A 20,127-nucleotide genomic window follows, 5' to 3' on the forward strand; every position below is an offset into this window, starting at 1 on the left:
AGTATACCGCCGCATACAAATAGAAACTGCCGGTCTTATCACCACCGGTACACCCAGCTAAATGGTCGGACACGTCATGAGCCTCTATACTGAATATCTGAACGAAATCGAGTCTCGCAAAGAGCAGGGCCTGAACCCTAAACCCATCGACGATGGGGCCTTGGCGAAAGAGGTCATTGATCAGATTCGCGATCCCCAAAACGCACACCGCGCGGATTCGCTGAACTTCTTCATCTATAACACGCTACCCGGTACAACCAGCGCCGCCGGTGAAAAAGCCCGCTTTCTGAAAGAGATCATTCTGGGCGAAGCGGACGTCGAAGAAATCTCGCAGGACTTTGCGTTCGAATTGCTGTCGCATATGAAAGGTGGTCCCTCGGTCGAGGTTCTTCTGGATCTTGCTCTGGGTGATGACGCTGCAATTGCTGGCAACGCGGCCGAGGTGCTGAAAACGCAGGTCTTCCTCTATGATGCTGATACCGACCGTCTGAAGGCCGCGCTTGATGCAGGAAACGCAATCGCGCGGGACATCCTGGAAAGCTATGCCAAGGCCGAATTTTTCACCAAGCTGCCCGACATCGACGAGGAAATCGAAATCGTCACATATGTTGCTGCCGAAGGCGACATCTCCACTGACCTGCTGTCGCCGGGCAACCAAGCGCACTCGCGTGCTGATCGCGAACTGCACGGCAAATGCCTTATCTCGGAGAAAGCGCAGCAGGAAATCCAGGATCTGAAGCTTCAGCACCCTGGTAAACGCGTCATGCTGATCGCTGAAAAGGGGACCATGGGCGTGGGCTCGTCGCGTATGTCCGGCGTGAACAACGTGGCGCTTTGGACCGGTAAACAGGCCAGCCCCTATGTGCCGTTCGTCAACTTCGCCCCAATCGTCGCGGGCACGAACGGCATCTCGCCAATCTTCCTGACCACCGTTGGTGTAACCGGTGGCATCGGTCTTGACCTGAAAAACTGGGTCAAGAAGGTGGACGAAGACGGCAACGCGATCCTGAACAACGACGGCAACCCGATCCTTGAAGAGAAGTATTCGGTCGCCACAGGTACGGTTCTGAAGATCAACACCAAAGACCACAAACTGCTAAGTGAAGATGGCGACGAACTGGTCGACGTGTCCTCGTCTTTCACTCCCCAAAAAGTGGAATTCATGAAGGCTGGTGGTTCTTACGCCATCGTCTTTGGCAAGAAGCTGCAGACATTAGCGGCCGAAACACTGGGCGTCGAAGCGCCGCTGGTTTTTGCACCATCCAAAGAAATCAGCCACGACGGCCAGGGCCTGTCCGCGGTCGAGAAGATTTTCAACAAGAACGCCGTGGGCACAACGCCGGGCAAGACCCTGCACGCAGGTTCGGACGTGCGCGTGAAGGTCAACATCGTGGGGTCGCAGGACACCACCGGCCTGATGACCATGCAAGAACTTGAGGCGATGGCCGCCACCGTCGTGTCCCCGATCGTTGATGGAGCTTATCAGTCGGGCTGTCACACTGCGTCAGTCTGGGATGCGAAAGCGCAGGCCAATACGCCGCGCCTGATGAAATTCATGAATGACTTCGGCCTCGTCACGGGGCGTGACCCGAAAGGCGTCTATCATTCGATGACTGACGTGATCCACAAGGTGCTGAACGACATCACCGTGGATGACTGGTCTGTCATCATCGGTGGCGATAGCCACACCCGTATGTCCAAGGGCGTGGCCTTTGGTGCGGACTCGGGGACCGTGGCATTGGCGCTCGCGACCGGCGAAGCCTCGATGCCGATCCCGGAATCGGTCAAAGTAACCTTCAAAGGCAAAATGGCGGATCATATGGATTTCCGCGATGTGGTGCACGCAACACAAGCGCAGATGCTGGAACAGCATGGCGACAACGTTTTCCAGGGCCGTGTGATCGAAGTGCATATCGGGACGCTGTTGGCGGACCAGGCTTTCACCTTCACCGACTGGACTGCCGAGATGAAAGCCAAGGCCTCGGTCTGTATCTCGAATGATGAGACTTTGATCGGCTCGCTGGAGCTGGCCAAGTCGCGTATCCAGATCATGATCGACAAGGGCATGGAGCATGAAAACGGTATGCTGCAAAAGCTGATCGATATCGCGGATGCGCGCATCGCCGGGATCAAATCGGGTGAAAAACCTGCTCTGCAACCCGATGACAACGCGAAATATTTCGCTGAGGTTGTCGTCGATCTGGATCAAATCGTAGAGCCGATGATCGCCGACCCGGATGTCAACAACTCCGATGTCTCCAAGCGTTACACTCACGATACGATCCGCCCGATCTCGTACTACAATGCTGAAAAGCATGTGGATCTGGGTTTTGTTGGTTCGTGCATGGTGCACAAAGGTGACATCAAGATTGTCGCCCAGATGTTGAAGAACCTTGAGAAGGAAGCCGGTAAAGTCGAATTCAAGGCACCGCTGGTGGTCGCGGCCCCGACCTACAACATCATCGACGAACTGAAGGAAGAGGGCGACTGGGAAGTGCTCGAGAAATACTCGGGCTTCGAATTCGACGACCTGTTCCCGAAACAGCAAGCACGTACCGAGTACGAGAACATTCTGTACCTGGAACGTCCGGGCTGTAACCTCTGCATGGGCAACCAGGAGAAAGCCGCCAAGGGTGACACGGTTCTTGCCACCTCGACCCGTCTGTTCCAGGGCCGCGTCGTGGCAGATGCGCCCGACAAGAAAGGCGAAAGCCTGCTGGCTTCGACCCCGGTTGTGGTGTTGTCGGCCATCTTGGGTCGGACGCCCAATATCGACGAATACAAGACCGCTGTTGAAGGCATCGATCTTACAAAGTTCGCCCCTCCGATGGAAAAACCGGCGGGCACGAAGTCGGCTCACTTCTGAAGCCAGTCTTAGATTGGAAAAACAGAAAACCCGGCCCCTCAGGTGGCCGGGTTTTTCGTTTGTGAACAAAGCTTAAGCGCTACTGGGTCAGCTGTTGCGTTTCCGACTGAAGTCGAACGCGTCGGCATAGTGGCACGCTGCAAAATGTTCTGGCTCATGCTCGCGCCATTCGGGCTGTTCCGAACTGCATCGTTCTTTTGCAAACAGACAGCGTGTATGGAACCGGCATCCGGAAGGGGCAGCCAGCGGATTTGGAATCTCACCCTGCAACCGGATCGGATCGAACACTGCATCCGGGTCAGCAGTTGGAATCGCGCTGAGCAGGGCATGTGTGTACGGATGCTTGGGTGCGAAGAACAGTTTGGTGCGTATGCGATGTCGCGGGCCAGTACGTCGTCCGAGATGAACGAAACAGTCTTGGGCTCCGCCGGAACACCCTGCATCGGTTTACCATGACCCAGATAAACGATCACGTTGATCTCGTCGCGGTTCTGATCGTGTTGAGTAGCGGCGTTGGCGTGACTGTGGTCCCTGATCGATCAAGCAGACGACATTGATACTGTTGCTCGAGCGAGACGACCAAATTGGAAACGGTTGGCTGAGAGACACTCAGATCTTTTGCGGCCAGAGTGAAGCTACCAAGCCGAGTTACCGCTTTCAGAGCCTGCAGTTGCTTGAGACTGATCTTTGACTTCACAAGGGTATCCGCCTCGTGGTTTTGCTTTAACTGAGGTTCGCTTTTCTACCGGGTGGGACACAATCAAAAACGCGCACAACCGTACACCGTTAAAGGATGGGCAATGGTCCGCGGGTCTTAGTTTGCCGTAGAACGAAGTTGCTGCGGGTGTCGCGGACAAGGCCGGATTTCAACAGGCGCTGCATTATGAAAATCTCCAGATCTTCGGGCGTCTTGGCATAGACTTTCAGAATGAAATCATGATCCCCGGTGATCGAGGCACATTCGACGATCTGCGGTTCAGTTTCGACTAGACGGAGGAAATCGGCGATGCTTTTTTCCTGATGGTCCTTGAGTGCAACATGAACATAGGCGATGGCATTCAGGCCAACCGCCTTGGCGGGGACTTGCGCGCGATATCCTGTAACCACTCCGCTTGCTTCAAGATCGCGTACACGTCGCCAGCATTGCGAGGCCGACAACCCGGTCCGATCTGCCAGCTCCTGCATCGACAGACGTCCACTGATCTGAAGCTCTCGCAGGATATCGATGTCGGCAGAATGGAGCATTTGTTGCACCGATTGAGAGAAGATGAATTATTTCGTTCATTTTAGTGCAGAATTACCATTTATCAAAACAAATCTGCCGGGCTTGGCGCGGTATCCTGTTTCCAAGCAGGAGGATACGGATGCCTAAATCGACCAAATACGTCGCCAAGATCGCCGACGCGCGTGGCCACATTGCCTATACAGATGAAGAAAACGCTGTCTGGACGGATCTATATGCAGCGCAACAGGAGAATGTGCAGCGTTATATGGCGCGCGAATATCTGGACGGTCTTGCCCGGCTGGATTTGCCGAAGACCAAGGTACCGTCCTGCGCGGATATCTCGGATCGGTTGCTGGACATGACGGGGTGGCGGGTACAGCCGGTTCCGGCCCTGATCGGATTCAAGACGTTTTTTGGTATGCTGGCGGATCGCGTCTTTCCCGCAGCGTCCTTTATCCGGTCACGTGAGGATTTCGACTATATTGAAGAGCCGGATATCTTTCATGAGATCTTCGGACACACCCCTTTGCTGAGCGACCCGCGCTTTGCCGCGTTCAGCCATGCCATCGGGCGGGCAGGTCAGCAGGCGACGGATGCCGATTATGCCTGGCTGATCAGGCTGTACTGGTTTTCCATCGAGTTCGGTTTGCGCCGCCAGGACGGCCAGATCAAAGCGTTGGGATCGGGACTGGCGTCTTCGCCGACCGAGCTGGTTTATGCCGTGAGCAGCGACATCCCGGACCGGGACCCGTTTGACATCCTGACCATCCTGCGCACGCCGTACCGGATCGACATGCACCAGATGGGGTATTTCGTTCTGGATGACCCTGAGGATCTGTTTGAAGCGGCCGAGCGTGACCTTCTGGCTGATATTCGGCACGCGCGTGGTTTGGGGTTGCTGCCAAACAAGTTTCCCGAAAAGGTCACTGCAGCAGAGTAGTCGCGCCGCCACCTTCAGGCGGACAGGTCTTTGTACATGTAAGTTGTCGGCTCCAACCTGGGTTCGAACGGGTTGCGGCAATAATTCGGTACTTCCCCTGCAATCTGAAACCCGAGGCTTTGATACAGCAGCCGGGAGGGATCGGTGCTGCGCGTGTCCAATACCAGCATCGTGCGGTGCAAGTCGCGGGCGCGTTGAAACAATACCTCCATCAAAGCACGGCCATATCCACGACGCCGGGCGTTTGGGTGAACCAAAAGCTTTGCCACATCGGCGCGATGGGGTTGGTTGGGCATCGTGGCCGGGATCAACTGCGCGGTGCCTAAAACGCGTGGGCCATCATACGCTGCAAAGACGTCCAATGCACCCGCGGTTAAACCGGGCTGCACGTTCTGCTGCCAATAGGACCGCGCGTCTTCCAGAGTAAATGGCAGGATAAAGCCAATACTGGCCCCATCATGGACACAGGCGTGCAAAACATCGGTCAGATCATCCAGTGCTGCGTCAAAATCGGAACCGGTCAGACGTGTGATCATACCAGCACCAGAAGATATCGGGCACCCCGTGCCACGCCTGTTTCGAACCGGGTCGGGCCAGACAAGTGATAGCGTAGACAATCCCCTGCGCTCAGGCTGTGCGGCGTTCCATCGACGGTCAGCGTAAGAGCTCCATCTATCAGTATCAGGTGATGCTCTTGCCCCGATTTGGGAGGCGTATCATAGGTAATGACCGTGTTCCGGGGCAGATGGCCTTCAACGACCTCGGCGTTCAGACCATTTGCGGGGGGTGAAACCGCGCGGCGGGTGTAGCCTGTTTCGGGATCGCTCCATTCGGTCTGACGTTCAAGCGGGATCTTGGGATCAAAACTGTCCTCGACCATCATGAGTAGGCGTGACATTGGCAGGTCATACGCGGCACAGAGACGACCAAGGTTTTCTGCCGTTGGGCTGACATCGCCCTTCTCCATACGTGACAGAGTGGCACGGCTGATGCCGCTGTGCTCAGACAGCTGGTCCAGAGACCACCCGCGCCCGCGACGCAGCTCATTCAGTCGATTGGCAAGGCGGTTTGAAAGGGTATCAAGCATAGAGCACATGGTGGAAAAATTCTCAGATAAGAAAAAAATACTTCGAATAAAACAAAATACAAACAAAAAAAGGGTGCGAAAACTCCGCACCCTTTAAAGCCGTCAGCGATTTGGAAGATTACTTCCAGCCAACCTCGTTAAAGATCTTCTGTGCTTCGGGAATGTTCTTGGCAACTTCGGACAGGTTCACTCCGTCAGCCTTGAACTCTCCCAGTGTGGCAACCGACTCGGCCAGTTCTACGCTTGGAACGGCTGGGTATTCGTCGTTGCCCGACGAGAAGTATTGTTGCGCCTTATCGCTCGCCAGATATTCGAGGAACAGGATGGCGTTTTCCTTGTTTGGTGCGTGCGCCGCAACACCGCCGCCCGATAGGTTCATGTGCGCGCCATAGCTGTCCTGGTTTGGGAAAACCCAGCTGATCATGTCGCGATCAGCCGAAAGACCTTTGACGTCTTTGCGGATTGAACGCGCAAAGTAATACGTGTTCGACACGGCGATATCGCATTCACCAGAAACGATGCCGCGCAGTTGGTCGGTGTCACCGCCCTGCGGATCACGCGCCATGTTGGCAACAATGCCTGCTGCCCAGGACTTGGCCGCGTCTACGCCTTCGTGGGTTATGATCGAAGCCAGCAGGGTCTGGTTGTAAACATTGGTCGACGACCGGATGCAGACCAGACCTTTGTATTCTGGCTTTGCCAGATCGGCATAAGTGGCTGGGGGGGTGGCGACGTTCTCTTTGTTGTAAAAGATGATCCGCCCGCGCTGTGAGAAGCCGAACCATTGGTTGTCTGTGTCTTGCAGGTTGGCGGGAACACGGTCTTCCAGGATTTCGCTGTCGATCGCCTGCAGGATGCCTGCATCCTTGGCGCGCGCCAGTCGCGAGGTGTCGACTGTCAGCATCACGTCTGCAGGAGAGTTCGCGCCTTCCGCTTCCATACGCGCAATCAACTCGTCGGCTTTGCCTTCGATCCGGTTGATCTTGATGCCAGTGGCGTCTTCGAAGTCGGTGTACAGACGTTCGTCAGTATCATAGTGGCGCGACGAATACAGGTTCAGTTCACCTTCGGCGGCGGCGGAGGTCGCGACCAATGCCGACAGAGCGGCAGCCAGGCAGGTTGTGGATTTCAGCATAGTGTGTCCCAACAATTGAATTTCGTGCCGGTCTGTAACCCGACTGATTTTCTCAATTATACGATTCTCGGTGGGATGCAAGGAAATCCGACAGATTTACTTGGTCAAATAATCGCAGGGGATGATGTGGGATTTACCCCATCATCAGCGAGTTGTTTGAATAAGAGGGATCAAAACCAAGTGGATCACCCGCGATCGAGTACTTCAACGGCAAGGATCGTGGGCAAATGGCGCGCCACTTCTTCCCAGGTATCCCCTTCGTCAACACTGCCAAAAACAGATCCGCTGTTGGTCCCGAAATAGATGCCTGCAGGGTCTCGGCGGTCTCCGGCCATGGCCTGGCGCAATACAGTGAAATAGCAGCTCTCCTGTGGCAGGCCGCGCCGCTGATCTTGCCATGTTGCACCTCCGTTGGAGGATTTCCACACCGCAGCCGCTGCATCCGGCGGATAGCGCCCGATGCTGTCGCCATTCAAAGGCAATGTCCAGATCGTGTCTGGGTCGCGCGGGTGAACATGGATCGGAAACCCAAAGGTAGACGGTAGGCCTTCGGTGATGTTCTCCCAACTGCGTCCTCCGTCGGGCGAACGCCAGACCCCGTGGTGATTTTGTTGATACAGCAGATCCGTGGTTCCCGGGGCTTGAACCATGTTGTGGACGCAATGACCCGTCTCGCCATCTCTGGGGGCCGCTGGATGATCGTGGTGCGCACAGGCTTCGGCATTGGACAACCTGTTGCGTCGCTCCCAGCTCGCACCACCATCCTCGGTCGCAAAAACACCTGCCGCCGAGATGCCAACCCAAAGCTTTTTGGCATCATTTGGATCCACCACGATCGTGTGCAGAACCAGACCCGCGCCGCCAGGATTCCAGTCGGGTGCTGAAGGATGGTTGGTCAGACCCTCTACTGTGTCCCATGTCCGACCATTGTCATTGCTGACCAGCAGACGGGCCGGTTTGGTTCCAGCGTATAGCGCTCCGTGCTCATGGCGCAGAGACCAGATTTGCGAAAACGCGTCAGCGAAAGGCGCGGGCTCTCCGGTCCAGCCAATCATCTGGGCAAAATCAGGGTCGTTCGCGGCCCATTCGTCCCTTTGACCGTTGGTGAGTTTCGTCACCTCCCAGGTTTCACCGCCATCTTCAGATCTCCAGACACCGGCACCATGCCAGTCGCCGCCGCCTCCGGCCCAAAGAGTGCCAGTTTCGGTATCACCGATGACGTGGTTGATCGGCCAGCCGTCGCAATGTGGGCCCGATACTTTCCAGTCTGATCTGCCCTGGGCACCAGAGACTATAAAGGCGCCCTTGGTCGTGCCCACCAGCACATCGATGCCGTGTTCCAGCATGGTCTTCGCGCTCCGTATTATCGGAGCAAGTGTACCACGCCACGCCCAAAGTTGCAGAAAACAAAAAAAACCGCGCTGGGAAGCGCGGTTCTTCAAAACAGTGTTGTGCAGTTCTTAGCCCTGGCGAGCTTTGAACTTGCGCTGCGTCTTGTTGATCACGTAGACGCGGCCTTTGCGACGCACAATACGGCAATCACGGTGCCGGTTCTTGAGCGAGCGGAGCGAGTTCTTGACCTTCATGGGTCTGTCTCCAATCTGCGGCGCCTTCATCAAGGACGTGGCCAGCGCCTGGGTTAGCGGGTGTCCCGGAAATCCGGAACAATGAAACGATGGTGGGCGGTACAAGGATCGAACTTGTGACCCCTTCGATGTCAACGAAGTGCTCTACCGCTGAGCTAACCGCCCACTTTCCCTTTGCGTGCCCAGCCCCATAACGAAATGGGGCGCGGATACCCGCGCCGGTAGCGGGGTCTATAAAAGGAGTCGTTCAGGGGTTCAAGGGGTTTGGAAGAACTATTTTCCGGTCTATGTTGATTACGAACATGGAGGGATCATGCATAACGCAGCTTATGTCTTGGACATGCCCGAAAACCGCACCTCGTGCGTGGTTTTTTCATCTCCTCACAGCGGGCGAGAGTATCCGGCGGCTTTTCTGAAGCGATCCGTGTTGAATCAAAATGTGATTCGGTCATCAGAAGATGCATTCGTGGACCAGCTATTTGCGCCTGCGGCGGAAAACGGTGCGCCTTTGATCAAAGCAGCCATGCCGCGTGCATATCTGGATTTGAATCGCAGCCTCGACGAGCTGGACCCAGCCCTGATCAGCGGTGCGCGCAGACATGGGCACAATCCCCGCGTTGCTTCAGGGTTGGGAGTGATTCCCCGCGTCGTGGCCAATGGTCGCGCGATCTACAGCGGAAAGCTGACCATGGATGAAGCGCGGCTGCGCATCGATACGTACTGGCGCCCCTATCACGCCCGGCTGAAATCCCTGCTGGCCGAATCGCAGGAAAAATTTGGTCAGGCGATTCTAGTCGATTGCCATTCTATGCCGCATGAGGCCGTTTCCATGGCCGGCACGGCCCGCAGCAAACGGCCCGAGATCGTGCTAGGGGATCGGTTTGGTGCATCCGCGTCTTCGGAAATCGTGGATCTTGTCGAATCGGCCTTTGCCTCGGCAGGTCTCAACGTGGCGCGCAACGCGCCGTTTGCCGGGGCCTATGTCACCCAGACCTACGGGCGTCCGGGTCGCCATCAGCACGCCATTCAGATCGAAATCGACCGCGCGCTTTACATGGACGAAGAGAGGATCGCACCAAACGCTGATTTCATGGCGTTTTCGAAACTCTTGCGACAGGTGGTGCGCGAAATTGCAAGCATCGGGTCGGAACCGGTTCGTTTGGCGGCAGAGTAACCTCAGCGCAGCGCGCGGCCTTTCACAATGGCATCTGAGCCGAACCTTTGCCTGATCTCATCGGTAGCCCGTTCCGCCTGCGATCTGCGGGCGGCGCCGGGATCAAGCAGGTCGCCCGAGATGTCGGCCTGATCTGCCGAGCACAGATCAGACAGGCCACATCCCAAAAGCCGATAGGGTCCCTGATCACCCACTTGATCGAAAAGCCCCCTTGCCGTGCGATAAATCCGGTCGGCAATCTGCGTCGCATCCCGAAGGGACACGCGTCGGGTCAGGGTCTTGTGGTTGGCCTTCTTCAGCTTGAGCGTGACAACTCGCCCCGCCAGGTCCTTGGCCTTGGCCCGGTCCGAGACTTTCAGGGCCATGCGCCACAAATGCCCGTCCAAAATCTCGAGGTTGGCGGTGTCTTCGAAAAATGTGGTCTCATTGCTTATCGACTTCATCGGCTCATGCGCCGAGACACGGCGTTTGTCCTGCCCGCGGGCCAGATGCCACAGGCGATACCCCATTGCGCCGAAGCGTGCAGTTAGTGCCTCCTGATCCCAGCGCAGTAGATCGTTGAACGTTCGTATCCCTGCCCGGTCCAGCGATTCTTGTGCTGCTGGGCCAATGCCCCAGATCAGCCTTACGGATTTGTCGTTCAGGAAGTCTGCCGTCTCGGCCTTGCCGATAACCGAGAAGCCGCGCGGCTTGTCGAGATCTGAAGCGACTTTGGCCAGGAACTTGTTGTGGCTCAGCCCGATAGACCCCGTCACGCCCAACTCTTCTTTCATGCGTTTGACCAAACGCGCCAGCATGACGGCCGGGGGTACCCCGTGCAATCGCTCGGTGCCGGAAAGATCCATGAACGCCTCATCCAGAGAGAGTGGTTCAACGACCGGAGTCAGCTCATCCATCATGGCACGTGTATCGCGCGACACTTCAGCGTAAACGGACATGCGCGGTTTGATCACGACGGCTTCCGGGCAGAGCTGTAGGGCCTTGAACATGGGCATCGCGGATTTTACGCCGCGTATTCGCGCCACGTAACACGCCGTCGACACTACGCCCCGCTTCCCGCCACCTATGATGACCGGCTTGTCCGCAAGTTCGGGATTGTCGCGCTTTTCCACCGAGGCATAGAAAGCATCGCAATCCATATGAGCGATGGACAGGTCAAACAGCTCGGGGTGCGACTTGACCCTGGGGCTACCGCAGGCCGGGCAGCGCTGCTCGTTCGTCAAAGGTGTCAGGCAATCTCGGCAAAGACCGTGCATCTGCGACCTCGTGTGCTCCGCAGTTGGCTTGGGGTCCCTTATATCATCCCCCAACCGCGATCAAAGATCATTCATGAAAAGAAAACCCCCCGCAACGTCGCGGGGGGAAGTAACGAACCTCAGGAAGAAATGGTCCGTTGGGGAGTAATTCCCCTTAAGAATCGCCAAGTTTTTCGGTTTTCGATAGGATGAAGACCGCTTTTCTAAAACTCACTTTTTGAATGTGTGTTTTCCGGCACAGGGACGATTTGGCGCGGTTCTTCGAAAAATTGACCTAAGGTCAACTTGTTATCTGGCAAACCGGAGGCACAAACCGGACGAAATCGGCTGGTCCAGTCAGTGAATTTTCAAGGAATTTAACTCTGCCAGAACGGCCTCGGCAGCGGCTTTTGGATCTGTCGCCTGATAAATCGGACGGCCAACGACGATATGATCCGCGCCATCCTGAACCGCGTTGGCCGGCGTCGCCACGCGTTTCTGATCACCAAGAGCGGCACCGGCAGGGCGTACACCGGGCGTGACAATCAGGCGACCTTCGGCTTGGGGCAGGGCGCGGATCAGGGCGGCCTCTTGCGGGCTGGCGATGACGCCATCTGCCCCGGCTTCGAGCGCCCTGGCGGCACGTTCGACGACCAATTCCTGCACGTCGCCGTTTTTCAAAAGGCTGGCGTCCAGATCATCACGGTTCAGCGAAGTCAGGATCGTCACAGCGAGGATCTTCAGATCCTTGCCCGAGGCACCTTCTTTCGCGGCACGCACGACATGCGGGTCGCCGTGTACGGTCAGGAAATCCAGATCGAACTGCGCCAGCCCCCGCACCGCGTTTTCAACCGTATTGCCAATGTCGAACAGCTTCATGTCCAGAAAAATGCGCTTGCCGAGATCCTGTTTCAGTTCATTGGCCAACGCCAACCCGCCGCCGGTCAGCATTCCCAGCCCGATCTTGTAGAAGGACACACTGTCCCCCAGCCGTTCAGCCATGGCCAGCCCTTGCAGGGCGTTGGGGACATCGAGGGCTACTATAAGGCGGTCATCGGACATGGGGGCGCTCCTTTTTGGCAAACGTCTGCGTCCTAGCGGGTTCGGCACACTCTGTCCATCTGAGATGCCGGACGCAGGGCGTGTCTTTTTGTGTTATCGTACTGGAATTGAGCATTTGATTTCACAGTAAGGGACAGAAAATGAAAAAGCTGGTTGTGCTGGGCGTGTTGGTTGCGCTGGCTGCATGTGAGGAAACTCCGCCTGAAACACCGGAAACCGGGGCAGCACCGGCACCTACAAATGATGATTTACGTCTTGTGGGCGGCTATCGATCTGAAGACGATTGGTGTCAGCTTACGGGTGAAACGGCCTTTACTGGTAACTTCCTGGATCACACGGCTGATCTGGTGTCATGCCCGACGGGAAGTGCCGCAGCGCAGTCTCTGGTGGCTGATCTGGGTGCAGTTCAGGTCGCCGAGACCGGGGGCTACACCGTATTCACCATACAGCGCGAATAGTGGCGATGTCTGCGTCTTAGCCTCTTGAACCGGTAAAGATATTTCCCAGATTGAATGTGAGGCTTCGACCGATATGTGCCGCCAAGCGGGCATGTCAAAACGGGGCGCTTGGAAAAGGAGAATATCATGGACTTGAACAAGTTCACCGAGCGGGCACGGGGATTCGTGCAGGCGGCGCAGACCATTGCGCTGCGCGAGGGGCACCAGAGGTTGGAGCCCACACATATACTCAAAGCATTGATGGATGATGATCAAGGGCTGGCGAGCAACCTGATCACACGTGCAGGCGGTGCGCCGAACCGCGTGGTTGAGGCGCTGGATGCGGCCATGGGCAAGATCCCGAAGGTCAGCGGCGACGCGAGCCAGATCTACATGGACGGCCAAACTGCCAAGGTTCTAGACGAGGCCACGAAGGTTGCCACCAAGGCGGGTGATAGTTTTGTGCCCGTTGAACGGGTGCTGATGGCGCTGTGCTTGGTCAAATCCAAGGCCAAAGAGGCGTTGGAGGCCGGTGCCGTATCCGCCCAGAAACTCAATGAGGCGATCAATGACATTCGTAAGGGCCGCACCGCGGACACCGCGTCTGCGGAAGAGGGCTATGACGCGCTCAAGAAATACGCGCGCGACCTGACCGAGGCGGCTGCCGTAGGCAAGATCGACCCGATCATCGGGCGGGATGAGGAAATCCGCCGCTCGATGCAGGTTCTGTCGCGTCGGACCAAGAACAACCCGGTTCTGATCGGGGAACCCGGCGTCGGTAAAACCGCGATTGCCGAAGGTATGGCCCTGCGCATCATCAACGGCGACGTGCCGGAATCGTTGAAGGACAAGAAGCTGCTCGCGCTCGACATGGGGGCGCTGATTGCAGGCGCGAAATACCGTGGTGAGTTCGAAGAACGACTGAAGGCCGTTCTGACCGAGGTCACCGAGGCCGCCGGTGAGATCATCCTGTTCATCGACGAGATGCACACGCTGGTCGGGGCCGGGAAATCCGACGGTGCGATGGATGCCGCCAACCTGATCAAGCCCGCGCTTGCCCGGGGAGAGCTGCATTGCATCGGCGCGACCACACTGGACGAGTACCGCAAGTACGTCGAAAAAGACGCGGCCCTTGCGCGCCGGTTCCAGCCTGTTGTCGTGGCTGAACCCACCGTTGAGGACACGATCAGCATCCTGCGCGGTATCAAAGAGAAGTACGAGTTGCACCACGGCGTGCGCATCTCGGACTCGGCGTTGGTGTCGGCGGCGACGCTGTCGCATCGCTATATCACTGACCGGTTCCTGCCTGACAAAGCCATCGATTTGGTCGACGAAGCGGCGTCGCGGTTGCGGATGGAGGTGGATTCCAAGCCGGAAGAACTCGATCAGCTGGATCGCCAGATTCTGCAGATGCAGATCGAGGAAGAGGCGCTGAAGCTTGAGGACGACGCGGCCTCGAAGGATCGTCTGGAAACCTTGCAAAAGGATTTGGCCGATCTGCAGGAGAAATCCGCAGAGATGACCGCGCAATGGCAGGCTGAGCGTGACAAGCTGGCGGGCGCGCGTGATCTGAAAGAGCAGCTCGACAAGGCACGGGCTGATCTGGAAATCGCGAAGCGGGAAGGCAATCTGGCGAAGGCAGGGGAGCTGTCCTATGGCGTCATCCCCGAGCTTGAGAAAAAACTGACCGAGGCCGAGAACGCCGAAAGCAACGCAATGATGGCTGAGGAAACTGTTCGTCCGGAACAGATCGCTTCGGTTGTCGAACGCTGGACCGGCATCCCGACCTCGAAAATGCTGGAAGGCGAGCGTGAGAAACTGCTGCGGATGGAAGATGATCTGCATTCCCGCGTGATCGGACAGGATGCGGCAGTCACGGCTGTGTCCAACGCTGTGCGCCGTGCGCGTGCGGGCCTGAATGACGAAGGACGCCCGCTGGGTTCGTTCCTGTTCCTGGGGCCGACCGGCGTGGGTAAGACCGAACTGACCAAGGCTGTGGCGAATTTCCTGTTCGACGACGACAACGCGATGGTGCGCATCGACATGTCCGAGTTCATGGAAAAACACGCGGTCGCCCGTCTGATCGGTGCGCCCCCGGGCTATGTCGGTTATGACGAAGGCGGTGTGCTGACCGAAGCTGTGCGGCGCAGGCCCTATCAGGTTGTGCTGTTTGATGAGGTCGAAAAGGCGCACCCGGATGTGTTCAACGTGCTGTTGCAAGTTCTGGATGATGGTGTGCTGACCGATGGTCAGGGCCGCACCGTGGACTTCAAGCAGACGCTGATCATCCTGACGTCGAACCTTGGGTCGCAGGCGCTCAGCCAGTTGCCCGAAGGGGCCGATAGCGCACAGGCCAAGCGCGACGTGATGGATGCAGTCCGGGCGCATTTCCGACCTGAGTTCCTGAACCGTCTGGACGAGACTATCATCTTCGACCGGCTCAAGCGGGCCGATATGGATGGCATTGTCGATATCCAGATGGCACGCCTGCAGAAACGTCTGGCCGTCCGCAAGATCGAGCTGGTGCTGGACGATGGTGCCAAGGAATGGCTGGCTGACGAAGGCTATGACCCGGTCTTTGGTGCGCGTCCGTTGAAGCGCGTGATTCAGCGCGCCTTGCAGAACCCACTGGCCGAAGCGCTGCTGGCGGGTGAGATCAAGGATGGTGAGACTGTGCCTGTAACGGCTGGCGCTGACGGTCTGATCATCGGTGACCGGCTGGGGACGTCAGAACGACCACGCCCGGATGATGCTGTGGTGCATTAAGCCTGGCCAAAACAGAAGACCCGCCATTCCGGCGGGTCTTTATCTTAATACCTTCAAACCCTTCGATGGGCTAGGATACCCCGGCTTGTCCGTGATGGTGGGCCTGCGGGAAAAGAAAACTCACGGTCGCAGGTAAACCCTGCCTTCTCCAGAAGACCTAGAATCTGTTCCTTGCGAAACGTGCGGTGTCGCCATTGCAGCCAGATGATCGCATTGCACCAATGCGGCTTTGACACGACCAGATACAAACGCCCGCCGGGTCGCAGAAGGTCGCGTATCTGCTCGAGCGCATTCAAGGCGTCCGGGCAGTGTTCGATCACATGCGCCGCCAATGCTACATCAGCGGGTTTGAGCTCTACAGAGCCGAGCATTCCTTGTGCAATGCTCGGCTCCACTCCCCGCGCGCGCAATGCGTCTTGGCCTTGCTTTACCATGACGTGACTGGGTTCAAGCAGTGTCATTTCACTGGGCGGTCCATGAATGGCGACCCAAGCTTCTGCGAAGGAGGCTGTCCCAGCGCCTATGTCAACAACACGCGACTTGGGCTCAGGCGCGCGTTGTTCTGCTGAGAGAAACCTAAGATACGCATCGTAGTAGCCAAGTGTGCGCATCTTGTCCCGCCATTTTGGTGCGGCGGTGTCATAGTGCAAAGTAGTGTCTGAAGTCGTCTTTTCCATAGGTTGATGTGCCCTCTGGGCCCAAGGTGTTTGGTGCGCACAGTGAGAAACTGACCAACAATACAGGCAAGCCAGTTTGGTTGTTCGCTCATAGATTCACACCAACGCAAAAATCCGCGCTGGCCCACCGGTGCCACCTGCATGTTTTGGCGCACCGATAACGAGTGTCGCGCCGGATGCTGGCACCCGATCCAGATTGGCCAGGCATTCAATCCCGAACCGACCTGAAGGCAACCATGCATAATGGGTGGCAAAATCTGCTGACATGCCATGATCCAGCGACAGTGTATCCACGGCTATAGACCGCGCGCCGGTGTCCTCCATCAGCATCTGCGCCGCTTCAACATGGAAGCCCGGATAATGTTGCGCTGCGCCATCGAAGTTGCGAAACGCGTCTGTGGCGGTTTTTCCACCCCAGCCGGAATGCATCGCCACGCAGGCACCGTCAGGGATGTCTCCGTTCGCCGATATCCATGCCTTCAGATCGTCCGGTGTGACACGTGTGTCGGCATCGTCTGCTGCCCGCGCGGCGATATCCACCACACATAAAGGCGCGACCAGATCGTTGACCGGAATCTCATCAACCGAGGTGCCATCCGCCGAAAAGTGCAGCGGGGCGTCGATATGAGTGCCTGTATGTTCATTGATCGATAAGTTGAACAGGTTGAACCCGTGATCCGCAAAGTTGAAAGATTGCTCGGCCGAAATGCCGGGCTCACCGCCCCATGTCGGGAATTCAGGGCTGAGCGTGTGGGTCATGTCCTCGATGCCGCCATGTCCTGCGGCCAGAGATGCGGGGGCCGTACCACCGGTTGCGACAGCGGCAACGCTTGTCGCAACTGCAGCTTTGAAGAACCCGCGGCGAGACAGCATCCTGTCCTTGACGGCATTCATTACACAGATGTCACACATATTTCTTCCTCCCTTTTTGCGGCGGAACGGCTGCAATATCAGACAAGCGACGCGCCAGAGAGCGCGTGCTGCCTGCCTGTCACAGTGCAGGTTGGCCGAAGCTTTTGTAAAGGTTGCAGGCAAAATGCCCTGTGTCAGAAGTGGATTCCGAACGCTTGAAACTCAGGGTCGGGATTGTCGGCTTTTTCGCAATGTGCGCAGGTCTTCGGCTGACCGGCGTGGGGCCGAGGCCGCAGGGCCCGGCGTCTGTGCGCGCGTGGCCTGAGTTTCGTGACTGTGCTCTTTCGCAGGAGCAAGCCTTAGAAACCCCAGTAAGCCTCCGGTACATTGGAGGCTGAAAATCCAGAGCATGACAATGAAATAGCCTGTAACAATACTGGCCATTGACCAGCTGAACCGAATTGGAGCCTTGTTGTCTATCATGGCCTCCAGCTCGTTCAGTAGGGCTTCAATTGCCCCGATGTCTGCGAACAGCTGGAGACCCCCGTAAACCAGGACAAAAATCACCACCGTCAACAGATAACTGAAGATGACCAGAAGGAATAACGACCAGAACGAAGCGTCAAAGTTTGCGAACGGCGTATGTGTGCGGCTGTGCGGATCTCGTCCGATTGAGGCGGAAGCCAAAGGAACCAGCAGGCTTGCCCGGATGGCGCAAGCAGCAAGAAAGGGCAGGACCACAGCAAGTATCATCGGGCTGGTTGCGCCCGTAAGCTCATCCAGAACTGTGCTTTGCAGCGATACCAATTCCGGAATTCCAGACCCAGTCGATAAAAGCAAAAACCCCAGAGCCGGTGCAAATGACATCCCGATAACTATGATTTCCAATGCTCCGTACGTCAGTGCGGGAAAGATCAACCCGGTGTAGCTGTTGTTTGCTCGGATGTGGCGGGATTGAAAGCCAAACCGGGTCCTAACGATGACGGGAATCACACTGGAGGATGCGCTGACCAGAATCAGGACAAGAGTGAATGCACCCGGAAGGATCAGGTTGAGCAACCCGCCAACGACCCCTGCGATCACACCGCTGATGAGGCCATAGACCAGCAAGCCGATCACAAGAAGCGGAAAGGTCACAATGAAGCGCCAGAGTATGGCGAAGGAAAGCGGCAGGGTTCTAATGACGAGTATTTTGATACCTGAGACAATCAATGGTTGCGCGCGGATAATCGGATTTTCTTCCAGAGTTGCCAGATTTTTCCGAAGATAATCGGTACCGGTGTTCAGAGCGGGTTTGCGTGTGAGATGGCCGATTGGGGAACGTTACAGTCACTTCGCTCAATCGTTACGCCTGTTTCGGTGGCGCTGTGCTATCAGCACTATACCTTAACAGAGACAGATGTACGTAACGGAGACCCATATGGCGCATCGCTGGACTAATACCTTGACACAAGCCGACGTCACCCCTAGGGCGGCGTTCCTGAACCGGCGGCAGGTGATGGCCGGTCTGGCAGGTGTCGGACTGACCGCGATGGCACGCCCGGCGGCGGCGCAGGAGGAGCTGGAGCCGAACACGTGGGAAGAGATCACGACCTACAACAATTATTATGAGTTCGGGACCGGAAAGGATGACCCGGCCAAATATGCCGGATCGCTTGTGACCGAACCTTGGAGTGTCAAGATAGATGGTCTGGTGGATCGCCCGGGTGATTTTGACTTCAAGGATATTCTGTCCGAAATGACCATCGAAGAGCGGATTTACCGCTTCCGATGCGTCGAGGCGTGGTCAATGGTCATTCCCTGGAACGGGTTCGAACTTGCGGACCTTCTGAATATGGCTGGTGTGAAGGAGGGCGCAAAATATGTGGCCCTTGAAACCGCGTACCGCCCGGATGAAATGCCCGGAACACGTTTCCCGATACTTGAATGGCCATATCGCGAAGGGCTGCGTCTGGATGAGGCGATGCATCCGCTGACGATCATGGCCACCGGAATTTACGGGAAAACGATTCCGAACCAGAACGGTGCGCCATTGCGGTTGGTGGTTCCATGGAAATACGGGTTCAAGTCGATCAAGTCGATTGTGCGCATCACACTGACCGATGTAGAGCCGCCCACAAGCTGGAACATGTCCAACCCGCGCGAATATGGGTTTTACAGTAATGTGAATCCGAATGTGGATCATCCGCGTTGGTCTCAGGCCTCCGAGCGTCGCATTGGCGGCGGTTTGTTCGCCAAGCGGATCCGCACGCTTATGTTCAACGGTTATGAAGAAGAAGTCGCCGGCCTATATGAAGGCATGGATCTGGCTAAGAACTACTAAGATCATGCAGGCCGTGAACCAGATATTCCGCCGTATTCCGGTATGGGTCGTGTACCTGCTAGGGGCTCTGCCTGCGCCCTGGCTGTTTTATCTCGGCCTGACCGGAGGTTTGGGTATCGATCCGATCGAAGCGTTGGAGCATCGCTATGGTGAACTGGCCCTGCAACTTCTGATCGCCGGTCTGGCAATCACTCCCATGCGTCGGTTTGCGGGTTTGAACCTGATGAAGTTTCGGCGCGCCATCGGAGTTCTGACGTTCTCGTATGTCAGTCTGCATCTTCTGGTTTGGCTGGTATTGGATGTACAGCTTCCCAGCCAGATCTGGGCGGATATCCTCAAGCGCCCCTATATCACCGTTGGCATGGCTGCTTTCCTTCTTATGTTGCCGCTGGCGGTGACATCGAACAACTGGTCGGTGCGCAGGTTGGGGCGGCGTTGGCGCAAGCTTCACCGATTGATGTATCCGACCGCATTGCTGGGTGCATTGCACTACGTCATGCTTGCCAAAGGGTTTCAGATCGAGCCGCTGGTTTATCTAACGATCATTCTCACTCTTCTTGCCCTTCGTTTGCCGATTCCAAGTGTCGTTTCCAGATCCAAAGCTGCAGATTCCGTCTGACTCGCCGCCGAGTCTGTGGGTAACTGTGTGCATAAGGGGTCGGCGCCACAAATTTTGGGGTGACGTCACCAGGTTTCGGCAGTTCTTGGCGAGCGTAGAGGTGATTAAGCTTTTGAATTATAATCGAAAAGCAGATTAGATGG

At 56.7% G+C, this 20,127-nt stretch carries 21 protein-coding genes and 1 tRNA gene; 8 read left to right on the forward strand and 14 right to left on the reverse strand.

The features are described 5' to 3' along the window. Nucleotides 1–76: 76 nt before the first annotated feature. Nucleotides 77–2,866, forward strand: a complete 2,790-nt coding sequence (locus tag ALB80_RS20715) for a bifunctional aconitate hydratase 2/2-methylisocitrate dehydratase (RefSeq protein ID WP_050606007.1) — start codon at nt 77–79, stop codon at nt 2,864–2,866. An 87-nt stretch (nt 2,867–2,953) separates the two neighbouring features. Here ALB80_RS20715 and ALB80_RS22035 read toward each other — a convergent pair whose 3' ends face one another. After that, nucleotides 2,954–3,190 (reverse strand): oligopeptide/dipeptide ABC transporter ATP-binding protein, encoded by a 237-nt coding sequence (locus ALB80_RS22035; protein WP_371256012.1) that lies wholly within the window; start codon nt 3,188–3,190, stop codon nt 2,954–2,956. On the opposite strand from ALB80_RS22035, the gene ALB80_RS22780 reads away from it, so the two are divergent. Then, nucleotides 3,083–3,322, forward strand: a complete 240-nt coding sequence (locus ALB80_RS22780) for a hypothetical protein (protein ID WP_253276944.1) — start codon at nt 3,083–3,085, stop codon at nt 3,320–3,322. The two genes, ALB80_RS22035 and ALB80_RS22780, sit on opposite strands and share 108 nt — an antisense overlap. Before the next feature lie 13 nt (nt 3,323–3,335). Here ALB80_RS22780 and ALB80_RS22950 read toward each other — a convergent pair whose 3' ends face one another. After that, nucleotides 3,336–3,563, reverse strand: coding sequence for a LysR family transcriptional regulator (locus tag ALB80_RS22950; RefSeq protein ID WP_083445412.1), 228 nt, complete (start codon nt 3,561–3,563; stop codon nt 3,336–3,338). An 89-nt stretch (nt 3,564–3,652) separates the two neighbouring features. Next, entirely contained in the window at nt 3,653–4,111 is a 459-nt protein-coding gene (locus ALB80_RS20725; RefSeq protein ID WP_050606009.1) for an Lrp/AsnC family transcriptional regulator, read from the reverse strand. Between the two features lie 119 nt (nt 4,112–4,230). Here ALB80_RS20725 and phhA point away from each other — a divergent pair, with 119 nt between their 5' ends. Next, complete coding sequence (gene phhA / locus ALB80_RS20730; RefSeq protein WP_050606010.1) at nt 4,231–5,031, forward strand: phenylalanine 4-monooxygenase; 801 nt, start codon at nt 4,231–4,233, stop codon at nt 5,029–5,031. Nucleotides 5,032–5,045: 14 nt separating this feature from the next. On the opposite strand, the gene ALB80_RS20735 is transcribed toward phhA, so the two are convergent. The 6 genes from ALB80_RS20735 to ALB80_RS20760 form a co-directional block, all read right to left on the reverse strand. Further along, nucleotides 5,046–5,567 (reverse strand): GNAT family N-acetyltransferase, encoded by a 522-nt coding sequence (locus ALB80_RS20735; protein ID WP_050606011.1) that lies wholly within the window; start codon nt 5,565–5,567, stop codon nt 5,046–5,048. Then, nucleotides 5,564–6,118 carry a helix-turn-helix domain-containing protein gene (locus ALB80_RS20740; RefSeq protein ID WP_050606012.1) on the reverse strand — a complete coding sequence of 185 codons (555 nt, stop codon included), beginning with the start codon at nt 6,116–6,118 and terminating at the stop codon, nt 5,564–5,566. The genes ALB80_RS20735 and ALB80_RS20740 overlap by 4 nt, the downstream gene beginning before the upstream one ends. A 118-nt stretch (nt 6,119–6,236) precedes the next feature. Then, a complete protein-coding gene (locus tag ALB80_RS20745) occupies nt 6,237–7,253 on the reverse strand; it encodes a Fe(3+) ABC transporter substrate-binding protein (RefSeq protein ID WP_050606013.1) in 1,017 nt (338 codons plus the stop codon). A 185-nt stretch (nt 7,254–7,438) separates the two neighbouring features. Beyond that, nucleotides 7,439–8,599 (reverse strand): sialidase family protein, encoded by a 1,161-nt coding sequence (locus ALB80_RS20750; protein ID WP_050606014.1) that lies wholly within the window; start codon nt 8,597–8,599, stop codon nt 7,439–7,441. 114 nt (nt 8,600–8,713) lie between these two features. After that, nucleotides 8,714–8,839, reverse strand: coding sequence for a type B 50S ribosomal protein L36 (gene ykgO, locus ALB80_RS22045; RefSeq protein WP_008755722.1), 126 nt, complete (start codon nt 8,837–8,839; stop codon nt 8,714–8,716). Between the two features lie 90 nt (nt 8,840–8,929). Beyond that, a tRNA-Val gene (locus tag ALB80_RS20760) sits at nt 8,930–9,004 on the reverse strand. A gap of 148 nt (nt 9,005–9,152) precedes the next feature. Here ALB80_RS20760 and ALB80_RS20765 point away from each other — a divergent pair. Continuing rightward, nucleotides 9,153–10,013, forward strand: coding sequence for an N-formylglutamate amidohydrolase (locus ALB80_RS20765; RefSeq protein ID WP_050606016.1), 861 nt, complete (start codon nt 9,153–9,155; stop codon nt 10,011–10,013). A gap of 2 nt (nt 10,014–10,015) precedes the next feature. Here ALB80_RS20765 and ALB80_RS20770 read toward each other — a convergent pair whose 3' ends face one another. Next, the gene (locus ALB80_RS20770; RefSeq protein WP_050606017.1) at nt 10,016–11,269 is read right to left on the reverse strand and encodes a DNA polymerase IV; all 1,254 of its coding nucleotides are present in this window, start codon (nt 11,267–11,269) and stop codon (nt 10,016–10,018) included. A gap of 336 nt (nt 11,270–11,605) precedes the next feature. Next, on the reverse strand, nt 11,606–12,310 hold the full coding sequence (gene pyrF, locus ALB80_RS20775; RefSeq protein WP_050606018.1) for an orotidine-5'-phosphate decarboxylase: 705 nt from the start codon (nt 12,308–12,310) through the stop codon (nt 11,606–11,608). A gap of 140 nt (nt 12,311–12,450) precedes the next feature. Between pyrF and ALB80_RS20780 the strand changes: the two genes are divergently transcribed. After that, on the forward strand, nt 12,451–12,768 hold the full coding sequence (locus ALB80_RS20780) for a hypothetical protein (protein WP_050606019.1): 318 nt from the start codon (nt 12,451–12,453) through the stop codon (nt 12,766–12,768). 126 nt (nt 12,769–12,894) lie between these two features. Then, the gene (clpB, locus tag ALB80_RS20785) at nt 12,895–15,513 is read left to right on the forward strand and encodes an ATP-dependent chaperone ClpB (RefSeq protein WP_050606020.1); all 2,619 of its coding nucleotides are present in this window, start codon (nt 12,895–12,897) and stop codon (nt 15,511–15,513) included. A 53-nt stretch (nt 15,514–15,566) separates the two neighbouring features. Here clpB and ALB80_RS20790 read toward each other — a convergent pair whose 3' ends face one another. From ALB80_RS20790 to ALB80_RS20800, 3 genes are all read right to left on the reverse strand, one after another. Beyond that, nucleotides 15,567–16,190, reverse strand: a complete 624-nt coding sequence (locus ALB80_RS20790; protein WP_253276945.1) for a class I SAM-dependent methyltransferase — start codon at nt 16,188–16,190, stop codon at nt 15,567–15,569. Between the two features lie 96 nt (nt 16,191–16,286). After that, nucleotides 16,287–17,102 (reverse strand): cyclase family protein, encoded by an 816-nt coding sequence (locus ALB80_RS20795; protein ID WP_050606021.1) that lies wholly within the window; start codon nt 17,100–17,102, stop codon nt 16,287–16,289. A gap of 162 nt (nt 17,103–17,264) precedes the next feature. Next, nucleotides 17,265–18,179 carry a hypothetical protein gene (locus ALB80_RS20800; RefSeq protein ID WP_157054297.1) on the reverse strand — a complete coding sequence of 305 codons (915 nt, stop codon included), beginning with the start codon at nt 18,177–18,179 and terminating at the stop codon, nt 17,265–17,267. Nucleotides 18,180–18,462: 283 nt separating this feature from the next. Between ALB80_RS20800 and msrP the strand changes: the two genes are divergently transcribed. Beyond that, nucleotides 18,463–19,365: a protein-methionine-sulfoxide reductase catalytic subunit MsrP gene (msrP, locus tag ALB80_RS20805; RefSeq protein WP_050606023.1), complete on the forward strand. Its 903-nt coding sequence runs from the start codon at nt 18,463–18,465 to the stop codon at nt 19,363–19,365. A 4-nt stretch (nt 19,366–19,369) separates the two neighbouring features. Then, complete coding sequence (gene msrQ, locus ALB80_RS20810; protein ID WP_050606024.1) at nt 19,370–19,984, forward strand: protein-methionine-sulfoxide reductase heme-binding subunit MsrQ; 615 nt, start codon at nt 19,370–19,372, stop codon at nt 19,982–19,984. Nucleotides 19,985–20,127: the final 143 nt, after the last annotated feature.

It is taken from the genome of Ruegeria sp. 6PALISEP08 (assembly GCF_001238295.1).
Taxonomy (GTDB): Bacteria; Pseudomonadota; Alphaproteobacteria; order Rhodobacterales; family Rhodobacteraceae; genus Ruegeria.